The organism is Parasphingomonas zepuensis (assembly GCF_036663735.1).
Classification (GTDB): Bacteria; Pseudomonadota; Alphaproteobacteria; order Sphingomonadales; family Sphingomonadaceae; genus Sphingomonas.
In genome coordinates this window covers 457777-479880 of the sequence record NZ_JAXOJO010000002.1, presented here as the reverse complement: position 1 = coordinate 479880, position 22104 = coordinate 457777, and the positions used below count along the sequence as shown (strand labels likewise).

Annotated in this window: 14 protein-coding genes; 8 read left to right on the top strand and 6 right to left on the bottom strand. The window is 68.0% G+C overall.

Features of this window, described 5'->3' with window-relative positions:
* Positions 1-6: 6 nt before the first annotated feature.
* Genes U1769_RS08625 through U1769_RS08615 form a run of 3 tightly spaced genes read right to left on the bottom strand, consistent with a single transcriptional unit; the run spans position 7 to position 2563 of the window.
* A complete protein-coding gene (locus U1769_RS08625; protein ID WP_332714736.1) occupies positions 7-1002 on the bottom strand; it encodes a DUF2891 domain-containing protein in 996 nt (331 codons plus the stop codon).
* Positions 999-1907, bottom strand: a complete 909-nt coding sequence (locus U1769_RS08620; protein WP_332714734.1) for a DUF979 domain-containing protein — start codon at positions 1905-1907, stop codon at positions 999-1001. The genes U1769_RS08625 and U1769_RS08620 overlap by 4 nt, the downstream gene beginning before the upstream one ends.
* The gene (locus U1769_RS08615) at positions 1904-2563 is read right to left on the bottom strand and encodes a DUF969 domain-containing protein (protein ID WP_332714732.1); all 660 of its coding nucleotides are present in this window, start codon (positions 2561-2563) and stop codon (positions 1904-1906) included. The genes U1769_RS08620 and U1769_RS08615 overlap by 4 nt, the downstream gene beginning before the upstream one ends.
* Positions 2564-2679: 116 nt before the next feature.
* On the opposite strand from U1769_RS08615, the gene U1769_RS08610 reads away from it, so the two are divergent.
* Both U1769_RS08610 and U1769_RS08605 read left to right on the top strand, forming a co-directional pair.
* On the top strand, positions 2680-6264 hold the full coding sequence (locus U1769_RS08610) for a hydantoinase B/oxoprolinase family protein (RefSeq protein ID WP_332714730.1): 3585 nt from the start codon (positions 2680-2682) through the stop codon (positions 6262-6264).
* A gap of 9 nt (positions 6265-6273) precedes the next feature.
* The gene (locus tag U1769_RS08605) at positions 6274-7935 is read left to right on the top strand and encodes a M20/M25/M40 family metallo-hydrolase (RefSeq protein ID WP_332714728.1); all 1662 of its coding nucleotides are present in this window, start codon (positions 6274-6276) and stop codon (positions 7933-7935) included.
* Positions 7936-8075: 140 nt separating this feature from the next.
* On the opposite strand, the gene U1769_RS08600 is transcribed toward U1769_RS08605, so the two are convergent.
* Both U1769_RS08600 and U1769_RS08595 read right to left on the bottom strand, forming a co-directional pair.
* A complete protein-coding gene (locus U1769_RS08600) occupies positions 8076-10487 on the bottom strand; it encodes a TonB-dependent receptor plug domain-containing protein (RefSeq protein ID WP_332714726.1) in 2412 nt (803 codons plus the stop codon).
* A gap of 134 nt (positions 10488-10621) precedes the next feature.
* Positions 10622-13456, bottom strand: a complete 2835-nt coding sequence (locus U1769_RS08595) for a bifunctional diguanylate cyclase/phosphodiesterase (protein WP_332714724.1) — start codon at positions 13454-13456, stop codon at positions 10622-10624.
* A gap of 311 nt (positions 13457-13767) precedes the next feature.
* Here U1769_RS08595 and U1769_RS08590 point away from each other — a divergent pair, with 311 nt between their 5' ends.
* From U1769_RS08590 to U1769_RS08580, 3 genes are read left to right on the top strand one after another with little or no spacing between them, the layout of a single operon-like run.
* Positions 13768-13986: a hypothetical protein gene (locus tag U1769_RS08590; RefSeq protein WP_332714722.1), complete on the top strand. Its 219-nt coding sequence runs from the start codon at positions 13768-13770 to the stop codon at positions 13984-13986.
* A 12-nt stretch (positions 13987-13998) separates the two neighbouring features.
* Complete coding sequence (locus U1769_RS08585; RefSeq protein WP_332714720.1) at positions 13999-14166, top strand: hypothetical protein; 168 nt, start codon at positions 13999-14001, stop codon at positions 14164-14166.
* 36 nt (positions 14167-14202) lie between these two features.
* On the top strand, positions 14203-15147 hold the full coding sequence (locus tag U1769_RS08580; RefSeq protein WP_332714718.1) for a class I SAM-dependent methyltransferase: 945 nt from the start codon (positions 14203-14205) through the stop codon (positions 15145-15147).
* Between the two features lie 18 nt (positions 15148-15165).
* On the opposite strand, the gene U1769_RS08575 is transcribed toward U1769_RS08580, so the two are convergent.
* Positions 15166-16077, bottom strand: a complete 912-nt coding sequence (locus U1769_RS08575) for a LysR substrate-binding domain-containing protein (RefSeq protein ID WP_332714716.1) — start codon at positions 16075-16077, stop codon at positions 15166-15168.
* 178 nt (positions 16078-16255) lie between these two features.
* On the opposite strand from U1769_RS08575, the gene U1769_RS08570 reads away from it, so the two are divergent.
* From U1769_RS08570 to U1769_RS08560, 3 genes are read left to right on the top strand one after another with little or no spacing between them, the layout of a single operon-like run.
* Complete coding sequence (locus U1769_RS08570; RefSeq protein ID WP_332714714.1) at positions 16256-19447, top strand: efflux RND transporter permease subunit; 3192 nt, start codon at positions 16256-16258, stop codon at positions 19445-19447.
* Positions 19440-20639 (top strand): efflux RND transporter periplasmic adaptor subunit, encoded by a 1200-nt coding sequence (locus U1769_RS08565; RefSeq protein ID WP_332714712.1) that lies wholly within the window; start codon positions 19440-19442, stop codon positions 20637-20639. Before U1769_RS08570 ends, U1769_RS08565 begins: the two co-directional genes overlap by 8 nt.
* A gap of 46 nt (positions 20640-20685) precedes the next feature.
* Complete coding sequence (locus U1769_RS08560) at positions 20686-22032, top strand: efflux transporter outer membrane subunit (RefSeq protein WP_443030335.1); 1347 nt, start codon at positions 20686-20688, stop codon at positions 22030-22032.
* The last annotated feature ends 72 nt before the right edge of the window (positions 22033-22104 follow it).

The window sequence follows — 22104 nt, the reverse complement described above, 5'->3', positions numbered from 1 at the left end:
CCGGCCTCACCCCGCGGACATGGCGAGCAGTGCGAAGCTTGCCAGCCAGTGAGTCCCCATATAATCGTCGGCGATGTGCGGCAGGCTGGCGGCGATATGCCGGTCCGCCGCCTCCCGTGCCGCGATCGATACCGCATGCCCCTCCCCCAGCGCAGCGGCGGTGAGCCGCCAGCACCACGCCCGACTGAGGTTCAGCCCGTCGAGATGCGCGATCTTGCCATCGCTCCGGTCGGAGACCGTCGCCGGAAGGAACAAGGTGGCCGGCGCCCCGGCCGCCAGATGGGGAAAGAAGGCGTTGAACCATGCCGCAAAGGCCGGTCGCGCCAGCAGCCGGCTCATCAGGGCCGCCTCCACCAGCGACGGCGATAGGAATTCGTCGCCGCCCGGCTCCCACGCCTGGCAGTCGCGATCGGCCAGGAACCAGTCCCGCCCGCGCTCGGCAATCAGTCCCGCGAGATCCGTGTCGTGCTCGCGCGCCCAATCATATGCCAGCAGCAAGGCAAAGGCGCTGTTGCCGTGCGTGCCGGCGCGGATCGGATAGGTCAGCTTGGGCAGGAAGGTGGTGAACCGCGCAGCGAACGCCCGCGCGAGCGGCTCAAGCGCGGCACCCCAGGGCGCATCATGGTGCACTGCCTCCCCGTGCAGCGCGAGCGCCCAGGCCCAGCCATAGGGCCGCTCGAACCCGCCGGCACTGGGACGGGCGAGATAGGCGAGTTCTCCGGCGACCTTGTCGGGCGTCAGCATCGTATCGGCCCTGGCTCGGATGCTGGCTGCCTCGGGCAGATGGGGGAACAGCCGCACCAGGCACAGCAGTTGCCACCAGCCATGCACGCAGCTGTGCCAGTCGAAACTGCCATGGAAGATCGGATGCAGCGCCGACGGAGTCGCCGCATCGGCCGGGCCTTCGAGCACGTGATCGAGCTTGTGCGGATATTCCTGGCCGATATGGCCGAGGGTCGCGTCGGCGAACCGGCTGGCAAGGATCGGGTCGAACGGAGTCATCGGATCACCAGCCATAGCAGGACGAGGTTGAATGCGAGCAGCGGCAGCGCCGTTGGGATCTGCGCCTTGATCACGCCGCTGCGGTCCTTGAGATCGAGCAGCGCCGCCGGCACCAGATTGAAGTTCGCCGCCATCGGCGTCATCAGCGTGCCGCAGAAACCCGCGAGCATGCCGATCGCCGCGACCGGCGCTGGATCCGCGCCATAGCCATGGACGAGCAGCGGCATGCCGATCGCCGCCGCCATCACCGGGAAAGCGGCAAAGGCGTTGCCCATCACCATGGTGAACAGCGCCATGCCCACGCCGTACGCGATCACCGCGCCGACCAGGCTGCCATGCGGAATGGCCTGTCCCGCAAGCGACCCGACGACCTCGCCCACGCCCGACAGCGCGAACACAGCGCCGAGGCTCGCCAGCATCTGCGGCAGCACCGCGGCCCAGCCGATATCGTCCATCAGCCGCAATCCTTCGCGAAACGGCGCGGCGGGCGCCGGCCGCAGCCATGCGTAGCAGGCGCCGAGCGCAAGCAGCACGCCGAGCGTCAGCGCGACCAGCGTGCCCTGCTTGGGATCGACGATCGACGGGATCTGCTTGAACAGCAATGTGCCGAACAGGGCAGTGGCGGGGATGATCAGCGCCGGCGCGAACAGCCAGGCATTGCGCGTCGGAACCGGGACGATATCGTCGGTCCGCCGCGCGCGCATCCGCCCTGACGCGGCGACCGCGATCAGCGCAAGGACGATCAGGCCGTTGCCGGCGTCCCCGATCAGATCGCCGATCAGGAAGCTCGCCGCGAGCAATCCGTGAAAGGCGGCATTGGCCCAGCGCCCGGCCCGCAGCCCGAGCAGCGCGAAGATCACGAAGGTGATCCCCGCGACCGGATAGACCAGGTTCAGCCCGATCATGCCGCGCGCCGCTTCGCGCGACGATCGAGCAGCAGCAGCCTCCCGCCATGGATGACGCAGGCGGCGATCGCGGTCGGGATCGCCCAGAGCGAGAGCTGGAACGGCTCGACCATGATGCCATAGCCCTGCAGCACGCCCTTCATCAGCAGGATCGATCCGACGGCGATGAAGATGTCCTCGCCGAAGAACAGCCCGATATTGTCGGTCGCGGCCGAGAGCGCACGAAGCTTTTCGGGATCGTGCACACCCGGCGCGTCGGTCTCGGCGGCGGCCTCGACCATTGGCGCGACGAGCGGCCGCACCGTCTGGGCATGGCCGGCGATCGAGATCAGCCCCAGCGCGGCGCTGATCTGGCGGAAGACGAGGTAGAGGGCGAGCAGCCGGCCTGGCGTCGCCCCGCGCAGCCGCCGCACCAGCGCCGCGGCGCGCGCCTGCAGGCCATGGCGTTCGAGCAGGCCGATCACCGGCAGCACGATATAGACGACGGTAACGAAGCGGTTGTCGTTGAACGCCTTGCCGAACACCGCGAGGATCCGGAAGGGATCGAGCCCCGCGGCAAGGCCAGTGACCAGGGCCGAAACCGCGACCACCAGCAACGGGTTGAACCGCAGGAGAAAACCTAGCGCGATCACCACGATGCCGGCGAGCACCAGCATTCTACGCGTCGTCGCTCACGAACAAGTTCAGCCCCATCGTCCCTGCCTAACCGGCATGGCCCGGCCGCGCCAGTACGGGGCTTTCATCGCTGGGCGAAAAACTCCAAGGACGCACCATGGCGAACCTTCCTGGCTGGCAGTTCTGGATCGACCGGGGCGGCACCTTCACTGATATCGTCGCGCGCTTGCCGGACGGCAGCATCCGCACCGCCAAGCTGCTCTCCCACGATGCCGCCCGCTATGACGACGCGGCGGTCGCGGGCATCACGCGGATGATCACCGCCGGCGGTGCGACGCTCGCCGATGTCGATTCAGTCAGGATGGGCACGACGGTCGCGACCAACGCCCTGCTCGAGCGCACCGGCGAACCGACCCTGCTGGCGATCACGCGGGGGTTCGGGGACGCGCTGCGTATCGGCTATCAGGCGCGGCCCGATATTTTCGCCCGGCATATCGTCTTGCCGGAGCAGGCCTACGCCGATGTCGTCGAGATCGACGAGCGCGTGACGGTGGAGGGCGACATATTGGTCGATCTCGACGAAGCGGCGGCCAGGCGGGCCCTGTCGGCCGCGTTCGACCGAGGCCTGCGCGCCGTGGCGATCGTGCTGATGCACAGCTATCGCCACGCCGCGCATGAGCTCAGGCTAGCCGACATCGCGCGGGATATCGGCTTCACGCAGGTATCGGTCAGCCATGAGGTGACGCCGCTGATCAAGCTGGTCGGTCGCGGCGAGACGGCCGTGGTCGATGCCTATCTCTCGCCCGTGCTGCGCCGCTATGTCGATCGCGTCGCGGCGGCGCTGGGCAACACCGAATTGCTGTTCATGCAATCCAATGGCGGCCTGGTCGGGGCGCGACTGTTCCGAGGAAAGGATGCGATCCTGTCGGGGCCGGCGGGCGGGATCATCGGCATGGCGGAAACGGCGCGTCTGGCGGGCATAGATCACGTCATCGGCTTCGACATGGGCGGCACCTCGACGGACGTATCGCATCACGCCGGAACGCTCGAACGCACGGGCGAGGCGATCGTAGGGGGCCTGCGCGTGCGCGCGCCGATGCTGCAGATCGAGACGGTTGCGGCGGGCGGCGGATCGATCTGCCGGTTCGATGGCATGCGGCTGCGCGTCGGTCCGGAATCGGCCGGGGCCGATCCGGGTCCTGCCTGCTACCGCCGCGGCGGGCCGCTGACGATCACGGATTGCAACCTGCTGCTCGGCCGGCTCCAGCCGGCGCATTTCCCCGCATTGTTCGGCCCGGACGGCAATCAGCCGATCGACCGCGCCATCGTCGCCACGCAGTTCGCGGCGCTGGCCGACGAGATCGCCGCCGCGACGGGCAGCCGTCCCACGCCCGAGGAGCTTGCCGCCGGTTTCATCGAGATCGCCAACCACGCCATGGCCAATGCGATCCATTCTATCTCCGTCGCGCGCGGCCATGATCTGTCCCGCTATGCGCTTGCCAGCTTCGGCGGCGCCGGCGGGCAGCATGCCTGTGCGATCGCCGATATGCTCGGGCTCGATCGCGTGATGATCCATCCGCTTGCCGGCGTGCTGTCGGCGTTCGGCATGGGCATGGCGGCGCACCGCACCGTCCGCGAAGCGACCATTGCGTCGCCGCTCGATCGCGGCGGCGATATCGACGCCGTGCTCGATAGAATGGCGGACGAAGCGTCTGGCGCGCTTGCCGCGCAAGGGGTTGCGATCGACCGCGTCGAGCGCCGGTTGCGCGTGCGTTATGCCGGGGCGGACGCGGCGCTGGCGCTCGACGCCGCGCCGCTCGCGACGCTGGCCGCGCGCTTCGCTGCGGCGCATCGCACGCGCTACGGGTTCGTCGATCCGGGCACCGCGCTGGTCATCGAGGCGGCTGAAGTCGAGGCCATCGGCCGGACGAGTGCCGCCGACGCGCGCTTCGCTGCCGGTACCGGCGATCCGGTGTCCGAGTCCGTCGCGCTGCATCTCGATGGCGCAACGATCACCGCCCCGCTGTTTGATCGCGCGACGCTTCCGGCAGGGTGGGCGGCCGACGGTCCGGCTGTGGTGGTCGACGCGTCGGGCACGACCTTCATCGCACCGGGGTGGCGCGGGGCGATCGATGCGCAGGCCAACCTGATGCTCGCCCGCGTGAGCCCGCGCACCGCGCGGATCGCGGCGGGCACGGCGGTCGATCCGGTGCGGCTCGAGCTGTTTGCCAATCTGTTCATGGCCGTCGCCGAGCAGATGGGCGTCGCGCTGCAGCAAACCGCCTGGTCAGTGAACATCAAGGAACGGCTCGATTTCAGCTGCGCGCTGTTCGACGCCAGCGGAAACCTGATCGCCAACGCGCCCCATATCCCGGTGCACCTGGGATCGATGGGCGAGAGCATCCGCACGGTCATCGCCAATCGCGGCGCCACGATGCAGCCGGGCGACGTCTATGCGCTCAACGATCCCTATCATGGCGGCACGCATCTGCCGGACGTCACCGTCATCATGCCGGTCTTTGCCGGCCGCGCGGCGCCGGTCTTCTTTGTCGCCGCGCGCGGTCACCATGCCGATATCGGCGGCACCACGCCGGGATCGATGCCGGCCGACAGCCGCACGATCGATCAGGAAGGCGTGCTGATCGACGATTTCCTGCTCGTCGAGGCGGGTCTGTTCCGTGAAGAACCACTGCGCGCCCTGCTCGCCTCAGGCCAATGGCCGGCGCGCAATCCGGACCAGAATATCGGCGACATCCGCGCCCAGATCGCCGCCTGCGCACGCGGCGCCGAAGCCCTGCTCGCCGCGGCGGCCGAACACGGCCTGGATGTGGTCGAGGCCTATATGGGCCATGTCCAGGCGAATGCCGAAGAGATGGTGCGGCGCCTGCTCGACAGGATCGAGGGCGGTCGGTTCCGCTACGAAATGGACAATGGCGCAGCCGTCCAGGTCACGATCGAAGTCGATCGTGCGAGGCGTGGCGCAACCGTCGATTTCACCGGCACCAGCCCGCAGCGCGACGACAATTTCAACGCGCCCGCCTCGATCGCACGTGCCGCCCTGCTCTATGTGGTGCGCGTGTTGGTCGATGAGCCGATCCCGCTCAACGACGGGTGCCTCGCGCCCTTCACCATCGTCCTGCCCGAAAATTCGATGCTCCGCCCGCGCTGGCCCGCCGCGGTGGTCGCGGGCAATGTCGAGACGAGCCAGGTTGTCACTGACGCTTTGTTCGGCGCGTTCGGGGCGATGGCGGCGGCGCAGGGCACGATGAACAATTTCACCTTCGGCGATGCGACCCGGCAATATTACGAGACGATCGCCGGAGGCTCTGGTGCCGGACCCGATTTCCCCGGTGCCGATGCCGTACAGACTCACATGACCAACAGCCGCATGACGGACCCGGAAGTGATCGAGCAGCGCCTGCCGGTGCTGATCGAGCGCTTCGCGATCCGGCCCGGCTCCGGTGGTGACGGCGCGCAGCCCGGCGGCAACGGGACGATCCGGCGCGTCCGCTTCCGCGAGCCGATGACCGCCACGATCCTGGCCAATCGCCGCCGCATCGCTCCGTTCGGCTTTGCCGGCGGCGGCGATGGCGCCTGCGGCCACACCAGTGTCGAGCGGACTGACGGCAGTATCGAGACGCTGCCCTCCGCCGCCAGCGTCCAGGTCGCGCCGGGCGACGTCTTCGTGATCGAAACGCCCGGCGGCGGCGGATGGGGTTGCCCGGACCGTCGCCCGACCTAGAGTATGCCCATGAAAAACCTCCGCCTTGCCCTAACCGCCGCGCTTCTCGCCGGCGTCGCCCAACCCGCATCAGCCAAAATGGAGGTCGATCCAGCTCGTCTCGCCGAGACGGTGAAGACGCTCGCCTCCGATCCGTTCGAGGGTCGCGCGCCCGGCACTGCGGGCGAGGAGCGCACCGTGAACTACCTCATCGAGCGTTTCCAGGCACTCGGCCTGGAACCCGCCGGTCCGGATGGCTCGTGGGTGCAGAAAGTGCCGCTACTGCACACAAGGCTCGGCACGCCCCGCGCACTCGCTTTCGCCACGCCAAAGGGCGCGATGCCGGTCGAGCAGGCCAACGGCGTCTATCTCTCGACCATCCGGCCCGACGACACGGCGCGGATCGCGAAGGCACCGGTGGTCTTCGTCGGTTACGGCGTGAAAGCGCCCGAGCGCGGCTGGGACGATTTCAAGGGCATCGACCTCAAGGGCAAGGTCGTCATCTTCCTGGTCAACGATCCCGATTTCACGGCCGCGCCGGAGGAGCCGGTGGCCGGCAAGTTCGGCGGCCGCACGATGACCTATTATGGCCGCTGGACCTACAAGTTCGAGGAAGCCGCGCGGCAGGGCGCGATCGGCGCGCTGATCGTGCATGAAACCCAGGGTGCCGGCTATGGCTGGAACGTCGTGATCAGCCCCGGTGGCGAGAATTACGATATCGCCCGCAGGCCCGATCAACTCACCAGTCTTGCGCTGCAGGGCTGGATCTCGGGCGAGACGAGCACGAAGCTGTTCGCAGCGGCCGGGCTCGATCTGGCGGCGCTGGAGACAGCGGCTCGCTCCCCCGGATTCAAGCCTGTCGAGTTGAAGGGCGTGACCTTTGACGCCGACGTTCCGGTGGTCCATGACCAGGTCGAAAGCCGCAACGTGCTCGCCCGCATTGCCGGCACGAAGCGGCCCCACGAAACGATCATCTACGGCGCGCACTGGGATGCCTATGGCCAGGGCAAGCCGGACGAGCAGGGCCGCATCTACCGCGCTGGGGCCAATGACGATGCGCTCGGCATCGCCGGCCTGTTCGAGATCGCCCGGGCGCTCAAGGCTGGTCCCGCGCCCGATCGCAGTGTGGTCTTCGCGGCATGGACGGCCGAGGAGCGCGGGCTGCTCGGCTCCGAATATTATGCCGCGAACCCCGTCTTCCCGCTGGAGAAGACGGTCGCCAATCTCGGCATCGACATCCTTCAGACGGCGGGTGCCGCCAACAATGTCGTGCTGGTCGGCAAGGGGCAGGACACGCTGGAGGACGACATGGCGCGGGTCGCGGCGACTCAAGGGCGCCGCGTGACGCCCGAAAGCCTGGGCGAACGCGGCCTGTTCTACCGCGCCGACCATTTCTCCCTCGCCAAGCGCGGCGTACCGGTCTTGCTGCTGATGGGGATCGCCGGCGCCGCCGACCTGAAGGAAGGCGGCCTGGCTGCCGGGCAGGCCTGGATCGATGCCTATACCGGCAAATGCTATCACCAGGCCTGCGACCAGTGGAGCGCGGACTGGAACCTGGCCGGCGCGGTGCAGGATATCGAACTGGTCGGCACGATCGGCGAGGAACTGGCGCGATCGAACGCCTGGCCGCAATGGAAGCCTGGATCGGAGTTCAGCGCCGCGCGCGAAAAAAGCGCAGCGGCGCGGCGGTAACAGCGAAACTCGGCGACTGAGGTCTCATCTTCCGTTCGCCCTGAGCCTGTCGAAGGGCTGCCCTTCTTGCGCGGAAGAGTAGGGCTTCGACAGGCTCAGCCCGAACGGAGGTGGCGGATCAACTCAGTTCGACAAACGCCCTAAAAAGCAAAGCTCGCCCGGGCGTAATAATAACCCCCGTTGATCCCGAACGCCGAGAAGTTCGGATACACCTCCACCGCCGGGCTGCCGGCAGCCGCCGCGACGCTGAGCCCAGCCTCGTTCACCCGGTTCGGGCGCTTGTCGAACAGGTTGTTGGCGCCGATGCTGAGCGTCAGCCCCTTGGTGAGCTTATAGGCGATGTCGAGATCGGTGATGAACGCGGTGCCGGTCTTGTCGAGATAATAAAGGCCGTCGCCCGGATCGGCATAGCGCGATGCGTTGCCGTACAGGCTTTCCTTGAACGCCACCGCCCATGGCCCCTGCTTGTACACCCCGGCCAGGATGATCTTGTACTCGGGTGATGCCGTTTCGAGCGTCGACAGCGCCACCTTGTCGAACAGGCTCTGTCCGGACGCTGCCAGCTCGGCCGGGGTCGCGCGGATTTCGGTGACCTTGGTCTTGCTGTAATTGGCCGCCAGCGACCAGTCGATCCGCCCCGCATTGCCCAGGCTGGTGGGCAGGTTCAGCACCACGTCGATCCCGCGCGTCCGTGTATCGATGCCGTTCGAAAAGACGTTGATGCCGGAAAAGGGCACATTCTCCAGCACATTGCCGTTGGCGACGATCGCCGCATTGACCGCGGCCGACCGCACGACGCCGGCATAGGTGCCGTACAGCGTGCCGCTGGCGACCACCCGGTCGCGGATGCCGATCTGATAGGCATCGACCGTCAGCGTCACGCGCGGCGCCAGCGTCGCCACGGCGCCCAGGCTGAAATTGGTCGAATGCTCGGGCGAGAGCGGCTCGATCCCTATCAGTCGTGCCGCCGCGGCATTGGGCGGCAGCTGGACGAAGGCGGAATTGGGCTGGACGTTGGTTGCCGAATAATAGGCTTCGGCCAGGGTCGGCGCGCGGAAACCGGTGCTCGCGGTCCCACGCAGCGCGAAGCCAGGCGTAAAGGCATAGCGCCCGCTGATCTTGCCCACCACCGTCTCGCCGAAGTCGGAGAAATGCTCGAGCCGGCCGGCCAGGTTAATGGTCAGCTTCGGCGTTGGCAGGAAGCTGGCCTCGGCATAGACGGCGGCGTTGCGGCGGCTATGGCTGCCGGCATCGGTCAGCCCGAAGCCCGGAAACGACTGCGAGCCTGCCTTGTAGCGCGAGGCCGGATCGCCTTCCTGCAACTTGTAGGTCTCGCGCCTGAACTCGGCGCCCAGCGCCAGGTTGACCGGCTCGGCCAGGCCGAGATCGAGCTGGCGGTTGAGATCGAGATTCGTCGTCCACTGGGTGGCCTTGAAGGCACCCGCGTCGAAATCGGTCGGCGTCGCGCCAGTGTCGGCGAACAGGTCGATATTGGCCGATCCGGTGACCGCGACCTTGTTGTCGTTGACGCCGTAGGTGCTGCTCAGGTCCCACGCCCAGCCCGCGAAATCGCCGCGCAGGCCGATCGTACCGGCGACATCGTCCGTCTTGAGCCGGTCGACCGGGCTGAACCCGAGCGGATACAGCTGCGGCAGACGCGTCGGCAGCCGGAAATTGGCCCAGCCACCGGCTTTCTTGTGGCCATAGGTGCCGAAGCCATAAAGCTCGACATCGGGCGACAGGTGATAACCCGCATTCACGCTGAACAACTGAAGCGTGTAGCGCGCATCGCCGAACACGCGGTTGAGATTGGGGTAACCCGGCAGGTTGCGCCATTCCGGATGAGCGCCCGAGGCGATCGCCTGCTCCACCCGGGCATCAGGCCCGCCCGCATTGCTGTAATCGTGGAACCGCGTCTCGGCGGTCAGGTTGAGGAACCCGCCTTCGCCGAGCTTCAGGCCGAGATTGGCCGAGGCGCCCCAGGTCTCTCCGTCGCCCTGGAAATATTGGCCGCCATGGGCGCTGATCTTCCCGCCGGCCGCATCGTCGCGAAGGATGATGTTGATAACGCCCGCAATCGCGTCCGATCCATATTCGGCCGCCGCGCCGTCGAGCAGGACTTCGACCCGGCCGACCGATGCCATAGGAATGAAGGTCAGGTCCGGCGCCGCACCGCCCTGGAAGGCGCTGGACACTACCGACAGGTTTGCCGAGCCATGCCGGCGCTTGCCGTTGATCAGCACCAAAGTGTGATTGGGCGAGACGCCGCGCAGCCGCGCCGACAGAGTCTCGTTCGCCAGATCGTTGCCGACCGCCTGAGTGTTGAACGAAGGGAGCGTCGTCGACAGCGCCGTCATCAGGCTCGGCGATCCGGCACGCTCCAGCGTGATCGCGTCGAGCACCTGCACCGGCGCCGGGCTGTCGATCGCGCGCAACCCGGTGGCGCGCGTGCCGGTCACGATGATCGGGCTTTGCTCTGGTTCGTCCTGGGCGAAGGCGGGCTGCACTGATCCAATCACCGCCAACGCGGTGCCCAAGCTGATCCTGATCATTCATTCCCCCCTACACGCCGATCGGACGAGCCGAACGACGATCGACGCATACGGCTCTCGCCCGCGGATACAATAGCAGCGACCATGCCGGCCTAACCATAATGGGTATGCCGTCATGGTCGCGCCGAGGCGCGTCACCCCGCGCCTATGGTCGTCGCCGCGCCGGTCGCGCGCCGGCGCGCGAACACCATGGCCGCGTCCCACCCTTCGATCAGGCCGGGCACCAGCCCGCGCGCCATCGCCCGGCCGAACAGGAAGCCCTGCCCCTGGTCGCACCCGCGCGCCCATAGCAGCTCGGCCTGTTCCGTCGTCTCGATTCCCTCGGCCACGGTCGCGATCCCCAGATTCTTCGCCAGGTCGATCAGCGCCCCGACGATCGCCGTCGCATCGTCCTGCTCCGCCGCAAGCATCCGCGATACGAAGGACTGGTCGATCTTGATCGTGTCGACCGGAAACTGGGTAAGGTGAATCAGCGAGGCATAGCCGGTGCCGAAATCGTCGAGCGCGATGGTCACGCCCTCGGCCCGCAACGTGCGCAGCGTCCGCTCGACCACCTCGGTCTCCTTGCCCAGGAACACGCTCTCGGTCACCTCGAGCTCGAGACAGGATCCGGGCACCCCGGCCCGCGCCAGCCGGCCCAGGATTCGATCGGAAAAATCGCCGGTGCGGAAATCCTCGGCAGAACCGTTCACGGCGATGCGCTCGAACGCGACGCCCTCCGCCCGCCACGTCGCCATGTCGGCGATGATCCGGTCGAGCATCCGGTCGGTGAGCTGGACCGAGAGCTGCCCGTCCGCGAACGCCGCCAGCAATGCGCCGGGAGGCTGGAGCTCCGCCAGATGGCTGTGCCAGCGCAGCAGCGCCTCGAACCCGGTGATCAGGCCCGTCTCCAGGCTGACCTTGGGTTGATAGAAAGGCACGATGCGATCGTCGCCAAGCGCCTCGCGCGCTTCGTATAGCATGGTCTTCTCGCGCTCGGCCGCTTCGCGCATCGCCGGCACGAAACCGCGCGTCCGCCCCGGCCCCTCGGCCTTGGCCGAATAGAGCGCCAGGTCCGCGCTCTTCAGCAGTTCCTCGGGCATAGTGCCGTCCCGCGGAAACATTGCCGCGCCCGCGCTGATGCTGATCTCGATCCAGCGCTCGTCATGGACGAACGGCATGTCGATCCCAAGCAGCATCGCCTCGACCGTCTCCGACCGCGCCTCGTCGGGCAGAAGCCGCGGCAGGATGATCGCGAATTCGTCGCCGCCCAGCCGCGCCACCGTGGCGCCGGGCGGGGCGCGGTGGGCCAGGCGGGACGCAACCTCGCGGAGCAGCGCGTCGCCGGCCAGATGGCCCAGCGTGTCGTTCAGCATCTTGAAGCGGTCGAGATCGAGCACGATAAGACCGACGCAGAGCGCCCGGGGCCGCGCTTCGTCCAGCGCCTTTTCCAGGCACGCGGTGAACAATTTGCGGTTGGGCAGTTTCGTCAGCGCGTCATGGTTCGCCGCCCAACGCAGTTCCTCCTCGCCGCGCTTGCGCGCCGTGATGTCGACCATCGATCCGATCAGGCGCACGGCCTTGCCCTGATCGTCGCGCACCACGAAGACGCGCGACAACAGGTCGAGATACCGCCCGCTGCCGGAAAGGAAGCGAAACTCGTTCGTCCAGTGATCCAGCCCCGCGATCAATATCCGGTCGCGCGTGGCGATCACTTCAGCCCGGTCCTCCGGATGGACCCGGTCGACCCACCATTGCAACGATGTGCCCGCGGTCACCTGCGGATAGCCGAGGACCGTTTCCGCCGCCCCGCTCCATTCGACTCGATCGGTCGCCAGCAGCCAGTCCCAGATCACGTCGTTGGTCGCGCGCGACGCAAGGCGATAGCGCTCCTCGCTTGCCCGCAGCGCCAGCTCGGCGTTGACCTGGTCGTCGATATTCTCGACATTGCCGTACCATTTGACGACCGCGCCGTCCGCATCGCGCCGCGCCTGCCCCCGCACGCGGAACCAGTGATAGATGCCCGCTGCATCGCGCAGCCGATATCGCGTATCAAGCGCCGCGTCGCCGGTCCGGAGCGCACGCTCCCACAGGGTATAGACGGTCGGCCGGTCGTCCGGATGGACATAGGCCCGCAAGCCCGCGCTCAGCGCCTCCTCCGTCGGCTGGCCCGAAAACTCGCTCCAGCGCGGGCCGATTTCGATCAACCGGCCCTGCGGATCGGCAGTCCACGGAATCTGGGGATTGAGCTCGATCGAATAGCGGTAATTCTCCTCGCTCTGGTGGAGCCGCGCGCGATCCTCGGCGGTCGCGCGGGCGAGATCCTGGTCGTGATAGGCGAGGCCGAACGCCGCGACGAGGATCACTGCCGAGGCAGCGATGACCATAGCGGTAAGCCCGTTCAGCCCAAGGTCGAGCCTGCTCGCCATCAGCACCGGTCCCGGAATGATGGTGACGGCCGCCATCGCCACGAAATGCAGCACCAGCACGCCGCAGCCGAGACACAGTCCGGCGAGCAGCGGAATACCGGTTCGCTCCTCGCGCTGCAGCAGTGTCCCCGCCAGGATGCACAGCGGCATGCCGACCGCGATGGCGAGCAGGATCAGGTCGGGGTCGTAGCGGACGAGCCCACCGACCCGCAGCGCGCTCATGTCGAGGAAATGCGCGATCATCAGGGCGATGCCGACGACGCCCCCGGCCAGTGCACCGCGCCGCCGGCCCGGTGCATCGAGCATCAGCCAGCCGGCGGCCGCGACCAGGCAGGCGAGCACGAGCGAAGCCATCGCGGCCAGAGCGTCGTACCGCACTTCTATGCCCGGGTCATACGCAAGCATCGCGGCGAAATGCGTGCTCCAGATCGATGCGCCGGTCAGGCACCCGCCGAGCACCAGCCCGCGTCGCCGCGCCGGACCGGCGGCCAGCGCGCGGCGCACGATGGTCAGCGAGATGATCGAGCTGAAGAAGCAGAGCAGCAGAACGACCACGATCATCGCAGGATCGTGCTCGGTCGCGATGCACGCATAGATTCGCCACATAACCACTCGCCCGACCGGCGCGGCAGCCCCTCTCTCAGGCCCCGCGCCAACGGCGCTCGTACGCCGGACGATAGCGATAGGCGTTTGACCGCGCCGCGTATATCCCCCGACGATTGCGGCATGCGGCCGGGCTATACGCCTTTCTAACGCCGCGGCCGCCAGCTCGCTCTCGAACCTTAATGCGCCCAGCGCCTATCTGATCGCCACGACGCGATCGCGCGCCGCGCCACCGCCGGCGGCTTCAGTGCCGGCGCAGGAGCATCCCCATGCAAACCGGTCCCGCCTCCGGCGCGACGCCCCCTGTCCTGCGTGTCGGCCAGGATGGCCGCGGGCGCTGGATGGTCCAGGAAAGTCGCGGCCTGCTCGAAGGTATCTTCGTCTCGCGTGAGGCGGCGCTGCATTTCGCGCATCTCGAACGCCACGCCTTTCCCGGCGCCCGGATCGAGTTGGCGAACGCCGCGCTCACCTCCACCCTCGCCGCCTGACGGTGACCGGCGATGATGAACCCGGATCTCACCGGCGTCCTGGTGATAACCCTCATCGGCGTCGTCCTGATCGCCTTGTCGCTTCTCTGCCGCATCGGCCAGCGACCGCGGATCGATGCCGATCGGACGAAGACGCCGCCACCCGACACCACGCTCGGATTCAGGGATCCCTTTCGCTGAATCGCGTACCCTGATTTCTCTTTACAGGAGCTTATGATGGCCACCCGCCAGATACCCTTTGCCCAGGACGACGAAGTCCCGCCGCTGTCACGCTCCGGCACGGAGGTTGCCCGGGCCTATGACAATGCCGGCGCCGATTACCGCGACTATGCCGATGGAGACGCCTCCGCCGCCTTCGCCTTTTCCGGTCGCTACGGCTTTGCCGACCGCGAGGTCTGGGCGCGGATCGACGCCGCGCTGATCGATCTGCGCGCGCAGGGTCGTCACGCGATCCGGATCCTCGATCTCGGTTGCGGCCCGGGCACCTGGCTGTTGCGCGCCGCCGCCCGCGCACGCGATCTCGGCTTCACCGCGATCGAGGGCCGCGGGATCGACATCTCGCCGGCAATGATCGCCCTCGCCCGCGATGCTGCTGCGAGCCTGGCCGATCCACGTGTTGGCCTCACCTTCGACGTCGGCGACATCCTCGAAGAACTTGAACGCGAGGGCCCCCACGCCTGCGATCTCGCTCTGTGTCTGTACGGCGTGCTCAACCATGTCGCGCCGGCGACCCTTCCGGCGGTGTCCCGCGCGCTCGCGCACTCGACCGACGGCGCGCTGATCGCCACCGTCCGCACCACTGGCAGCCTGCCCTCGATCTTTATCGCAGGGATCGAACAGGCGCGGCGCTTCCACCAGGATCACGACCATGACCGGCTGGAGATCGATCTGGTCGATGGCCGGCATATCGAATTCGGCCTTCACCTGTTTCGCGCGACTGAGGTCAGCGCCCTGTTCGCGCCGCATTGCACGGTGCGCGAGCTGATCGGCATCGATCTGTTCCACAGCCGGTTCCGGCCCGAACTCGACTGGAACCCGGATACCGACGATCCCGCGCTCGAGGCCGGCCTCGCCCGGCTCGAGCATTTCTGCGGGGCGGACCCTGCCTTCATCGACCGGGCGGCGCATATCCTGCTGGTGGGAGGCCCGACGCCGGCTTGATCAGCGTCGGAGGACCGATCACGCGTCGCCCAGCGTGCAACATCCCTCTTCGCCGAACACGGTCGCCCTGAACGTCTTTCCGATCGGCGACAGTTCCTGATTGTGCACCAACCATAACGAACTGGTCAGCGGCACGTCGAACGCGCGGTTGACCAGATTGTCGACGTGCAGCCGCGCCATCGAACGGGCGATGATCGTCGGCCCGAAACCGGCGGCCACCAGCCCGAGCAGAGTCGAGAGGCTGGGCGCCTCATAGGCGATATTGGGGACGAAGCCGGCTTCCTCGCACACGGCAAAGAGATGGACGTTGAAGTCGGTGCCGCTCGGCGCGCCGTACAGCACCAGTGCCTCGCCCGCGAGATCGGCGATGCTCGGATCGGCCTCGCGCACCGCGAGCGGATGGTCCGAGCGGAGCGTCAGCACCATGTCCTCGGTCAGCAGGCGGTGCGCCGCCATGCCGTCGGGCAGGACCGGCGGCACATAGCCGCGGATGATGCCGATATCGAGCTGCCGGCTGCGCAGCCCCTCAATCTGCTCCTCTCGCCCGAGCTCGCGCAGGGTGAGCGCGACATCCGGAAAGCGCTGGCGGAAACGGTACAGCGCACCGGCGATCTGCGGGACGAACGGGCCGGACGTGGTGAAGCCCAGGCCGAGCTGGCCGATCTCGCCGCGCTGCGCCTGCCGCGCGGTCTGTACCGCGCGCTCCGCCTGGATCAGCGTCTGCCGCGCCTCCGGCTCGAACAGGCGCCCCGCCTCGCTCAGCCGCACGCGCCGGCTGGTGCGCTCGAACAAGCGCACCCCCAGTTCCTGCTCCAGCGCGCGGATCTGCTGGCTGAGCGGCGGCTGCGAAATGCCGAGCCTGACGGCGGCCCGCCCGAAATGCATCTCTTCCGCCACGCACAGGAAATAACGCAGGTGCCGCAAGTCCATCGATCATGTCTCACAAGATATTGATCGAGCCATATTATATATTAGACGCAAAATGGCCAAGCGCGCATGAGCGATGCGATGCGGGCCACTCGCTCGCCCTAGAACAGAATGTCCCTTGGAGAGGTGAGTTTCCCATGTCCCGGCGCTCCCGCGCCGGCGGCATCGCCCGGAGTCGTGGATGATCGGTATCGTCAGGGTTGCGCTGCACCGCCCCTTAACCTTCGTGGTCATGGCGATCGTGATCGCGATCGTCGGCGTGCTCGCGGCGGTACGGATGCCGGTGGACATCTTTCCCAACATCCGCATCCCGGTGATCGCCGTCGCCTGGCAATATGCCGGCCTGCCGCCGGAGGACATGGCGAACCGCATCGTCAGCCCGTACGAGCGGATCCTGACCACCACGGTCAACGATATCGAACATATCGAGAGCCAGTCGATGCAGGGCATCGCGATCGTGAAGATCTATTTCCAGCCGGGCGCCGACATCCGCACGGCAACCGCGCAGGTCGCCTCCGTGTCGCAGACCGTGCTGCGCCAGTTCCCGCCCGGCGTGAATCCGCCGCTCATTCTGAACTACAACGCCTCCACCGTCCCGATCCTTCAGCTGGCCCTGTCCGGCAAGGGGCTGTCGGAACAGGAATTGTTCGACATCGGCCAGAACCAGGTCCGTCCTGCGCTGGTGACCGTCCCCGGGCTCGCCATGCCCTTCCCTTCCGGCGGCAAGCAGCGCCAGGTCCAGATCGATCTCAACCCGCAGGCGCTTCAGTCGAAGGGGCTGTCCGCGCAGGACGTCGGCAACGCGATCGCTGCGCAGAACCAGATCAATCCCGCCGGCTTCGTCAAGATCGGCGAGACTCAGTACAGCGTCCGGCTGAACAACGCGCCCGGCTCGATCGCCGCGCTCAACGATCTGCCGGTCAAGGTGATCAACGGCGCGACCATTTATATGCGCGACGTCGCCTATGTGCGCGACGGCAGCGCGCCGCAGCAGAATGTCGTCCATGTCGAGGGCAGCCGGTCGGCGCTGCTCACCGTGCTCAAGAACGGCGCGACTTCGACCCTGGCGATCGTCGACGGCGTGAAGCAGGCGCTGCCGCGCATCGCCGCGACCCTGCCGGACAATCTGCGCATCCTGCCGATCGGCGATCAGTCGGTGTTCGTGAAGGCCGCGGTGATGGGCGTGATCCATGAAGGCGCGATCGCGGCCGCGCTAACCTCCCTGATGATCCTGCTGTTCCTCGGCTCGTGGCGCTCGACGGTGATCATCGCCCTGTCGATCCCGCTGGCGATCCTGGCGGCGGTCGCCGCGCTGGCGGCGTTCGGGCAGACGCTGAACGTGATGACGCTGGGCGGGCTGGCGCTCGCGGTCGGCATCCTGGTCGACGACGCGACGGTGACGATCGAGAACATCAACTGGCATCTCGAACAGGGCAAGGGCGTGACCGAGGCGATCCTCGACGGCGCCGCGCAGATCGTCACGCCGGCGTTCGTCTCGCTGCTGTGCATCTGCATCGTGTTCGTGCCGATGTTCTTCCTGCCGGGCGTCGCCGGCTTCCTGTTCGTGCCGATGGCGCTGTCGGTGGTGTTCGCGATGATCGCATCGTTCGTCCTGTCGCGCACGCTGGTGCCGACCATGGCGATGTATCTGCTCAAGCCGCATCGGCCCGGCAGCGAGGACGAGCATCTCGCCGGCTCTGCTGAATCGCGCAACCCGCTGGTCCGTTTCCAGCGTGGGTTCGAACAACGGTTCGAACGCGTGCGCAGCAATTATGTCGGCCTGCTCCACCGCGCGCTCGGTGCGCACAAGCCGTTCCTGCTCGGTTTCCTCGCGATCGTGCTGCTGTCCTTCGGCCTGATGCCCCTGCTCGGCAGCAATTTCTTCCCCAGCGTCGATTCAGGCCAGATCGCGATGCACGTCCGCGTGCCCGCCGGCGCACGGATCGAGGAGACCGCCGCTGAGTTCGATCGCATCGGCCGCGAGATACGCGCGCTCGTCCCGGCCGACGAGCTCGGCTCGATCACCGACAACATCGGGCTGCCGGTCAGCTCGATCAACGCGGTGTACAACAATAGCGGAACGCTCGGCCCGCAGGACGGCGACATCCTGATCGCGCTCAAGCATGGCCACCGCCCGACCGACGAGATCGTCGCCGGGCTCCGCCGTGAACTGCCGACGCGCTTCCCGGGTTCGACCTTCTCCTTCCTGCCCGCCGACATCACCAGCCAGATCCTCAATTTCGGCGCGCCCGCGCCGATCGACATCCAGGTCTCCGGCCGGGACGGCGCGGCGAACCGCATCTATGCGCAGAAGCTGCTCGCCCGGGTCGCGAAGATTCCCGGACTGGTCGATGCGCGCATCCAGCAGCCGGCCCGCGCGCCGCAGCTCGACGTCGCGGTCGATCGCTCGCGCGCCGGCCAATATGGGCTGACCGAGCGGGACGTCACGACCAGCCTCGCCAGCTCGCTGGCAGGCACCTCGCAGACTGCCCCGGTGTTCTTTGTAAATCCGGAGAACGGCGTGTCCTATCCGGTCGTCGCCCAGGCGCCGGAATATCTCGTCGGCACGATGGGGGAGCTGTCGAACCTGCCGGTCTCGGGCGCCGGCGCCAACGGCGTGCAGCCGCTCGGCGGCCTCGCCACGATCACGCGGTCGAGCACCGTGCCGGTCGTTTCGCACTACAACATCGCGCCGGTGCTCGATCTCTACGCCACCGCGCAGGGCCGCGATCTCGGGGCGGTCGCGGGCGATATCCAGCGCGCAATCAAGGCACTCGAACCCGATCTGCCCAAGGGCACGCTCGTCACGATCCGGGGCCAGTACGCCACCATGAACACTGCCTTTTCGGGCCTTGGCTTCGGTCTCGCCGGCGCGATCGTGCTCATCTACCTGTTGATCGTCGTCAACTTCCAGAGCTGGGTCGATCCCTTCGTCATCATCACCGCGCTGCCCGCAGCGCTCGCCGGCATCGTGTGGATGCTGTTCACCACCGGCACGACCCTGTCGGTGCCGGCGCTGACCGGGGCGATCATGTGCATGGGCGTCGCCACCGCCAATTCGATCCTCGTCGTCAGCTTCGCGCGCGAGCAGCTGGCGGTGCTCGGCGATGCGACCGCGGCGGCGCTCGAGGCTGGCCGGGTCCGTTTCCGCCCGGTCCTGATGACGGCGCTCGCCATGATCATCGGCATGGCGCCGATGGCGCTCGGCCTCGGTGAAGGCGGCGAGCAGAACGCCCCGCTCGGCCGCGCCGTGATCGGCGGCCTGATCTGCGCCACCATCGCCACGCTCTTCTTCGTGCCAACCGTTTTCGCCTTCGTCCACCGCCGGCGCGGCGCGGCGACCGCAAGGGAATTCAAGCCCAGCCATGCCTGATCAGATTCACCACCCCGCCCCGGAAGATGCCGGCCCGAGCAGCCGCACGCTGAAGCGCGTCGGGATCGGCGCTGCCGTCGTCGCCATCGCCATCGTCGGGATCGGCACGATGACCCGCATCGGCGCGACCAATGAGCTCCGCTCTACCGCCGCCGATGCCGCAGTGGCGACGGTCGCGGTGGTCTCCCCGCAGGGCGCCGATAGCGGCGGCGCGCTCGAGCTGCCGGGCAACGTCCAGGCCTATAGCAGCGCCGCCATCAACGCGCGCACCAACGGCTATGTCCGCCGCTGGCTCGCCGATATCGGCGATTCGGTACGGACCGGCCAGACGCTCGCCATCCTCGATGCGCCCGAGGTCGATCAGCAACTCGCCCAGGCCCAGGCCGATTACCAGACCGCCGTCGCCAACCAGCAGCTCGCGGGCACCACCGCGACCCGCTGGCGCGCCCTGCTCTCGCAGGACGCCGTCTCGCGCCAGGAGGCTGACGAGAAGGCCGGCGATCTCGCCGCCCGCACCGCGCTCGCCAATGCCGCGCTCGCCAATGTGAAGCGGCTGCGCGCGCTGCAGGGCTTTTCGCGCCTCGCGGCCCCGTTCGACGGCGTCGTCACCAGCCGCTCGGCCCAGATCGGCGCGCTCGTCGTCGCCGGCAACGCCGCCGCCCAGCCGCTGTTCACCGTATCGGACGTCCACCGCATGCGCATCTATGTCCGCGTGCCCCAGGCCTATTCGGCCGCGCTGCACCCCGGCATGACCGCAACGCTCGCCCTGCCCGAATATCCCGGCCGCGCGTTCGCCGCGACGATGACGCGCAGTGCCGGCGCGGTCGATGCGCAGTCGGGCGCGGTGCTGGTCGAGCTCCAGGCCGACAATGCCGATCGCGCGCTGAAGCCGGGCGCGTTCGCGCGGGTCAGCTTCAACCTCGGCGATCGCGGCGCCGCCGGTCTTACCCTGCCGGGCAGCACCATCCTCTACGGCAGCAGCGGCCCAAGCGTCGCGGTGGTCGGGGGCGATGGCCGGGTCACCGTGAAGCCGGTGACGATCGCACGCGACGAAGGCAGCACCGTTCAGATCTCGGGCGGCCTCTCGCCGCGCGACCGCGTGATCGATTCCCCGCCCGACGCCGTGCGCAGCGGCGATCACGTGAAGGTCCAGGCGCCCAGCGCTGGAAAGGGCGCGGCCGGTGCGCGCTAAGTCCCGCGCCGCCGCGCTCGCGGCGCTCCTGCTGTCGGGCTGCACCATGACGCCGGCCTATCACCCGCCGGAGACACCCGCGCCGCAGGACTATAAGGAAATGGCCGGCTGGACGGCGGCCGCCCCGGCCGACGCCGCGGCTCGCGGTGCCTGGTGGCGGGCGTTCGACGATCCGGTGCTCGACGATCTCGAAAGCCGCGCCGATCGCGCCAGCCCGACGCTCGCCGCCGCACTCGCCCGCTACGATCAGGCGCGCGCCGCCGCGCGGATCGATTCCACCGCTCTCCTCCCCCAGGGCGATCTCGTCGGTGATGCGAGCCGCCAGCGCCAGTCGGCGAACCGTCCTGGCAGCAGCTCGGCCTCCACCTACAATGATGTCGCGATCGGCGGCTCGCTCGATTACGAGATCGATCTCTGGGGCCGGGTCCGCGCCACCGTCGCGGCGGCCCGCGCCGACGCCGCCGCCAGCGCATCCGATCTCGCCTCGGCCCGCCTCAGCCTTCAGGCGGCCGTCGCTGACGGCTATGCCCGGATCCGTGGGCTTGATGCCGAGGCAGCATTGCTGCGCCAGTCGAGCGAAGCCTTTGCCCGGGCCTATGATCTGACGGTAAGACGTCATGACGGCGGCATCGCCTCGGGCATCGACGTCAATCGCGCCAGGACCGTGCTCGGCAATGCCCGCGCCCAGATGTCGGCGATCGCCAATCAGCGCGCCGCGACAGAGAATGAGCTTGCCGCTTTGGTCGGCGCGGTCGCGTCGGATTTCTCGGTCCCCGCAAAGGGCAGCCCGCTCGAGGCGCCGCCCGTCCCCGCCGGCGCCCCCTCCGAACTGCTGCAGCGCCGGCCCGACGTGGCCGCGGCGGAACGCCGCATGTTCGCCGCCAATGCCCGCATCGGCGTGGCCCGCGCTGCCTTCTTCCCGGCGCTGACCCTCGGTCTGAGCGGCGGCTTCGAGGCGACCCGCGGTGATCTGTTCAGCACCGCAAGCAGCTTCTGGGGCCTCGGTCCGCTCTCTAGCGTGCTCACCCTGTTCGATGGCGGCCGGCGCCGCGCGCAGGTCAGCCTCTCGCGCGCACAATATGACGAGCTCGCCGCCGGTTACCGCGATACCGTGCTCGCCGCCTTCCGCCAGGTCGAAGATGCGATCGCGGCCAACCGCTATCTCGGCGTCCAGGCCGTCGACCAGCGCGACGCCGCGACCGCCGCCGAACGCACCAGCGATCTTGCCCTGACCCGATACCGCGAAGGCGCTTCGGACTATCTGGAGGTGGTGACGGCCCAGACCGACGCGCTCGACGCCAAACGCGCGCTCCTCACCGTCCAGACCCAGCGCGCCCGCGCCAGCATCGCACTGGTCAAGGCGCTGGGCGGGGACGCGACGGGGCAGCCGTAGCGGTGGGGCGGCGATGGCCGGCTGGGTGAAGCGAGACCGCGCGACAGATTGATCGTTGCGCGCGAGCGGCCA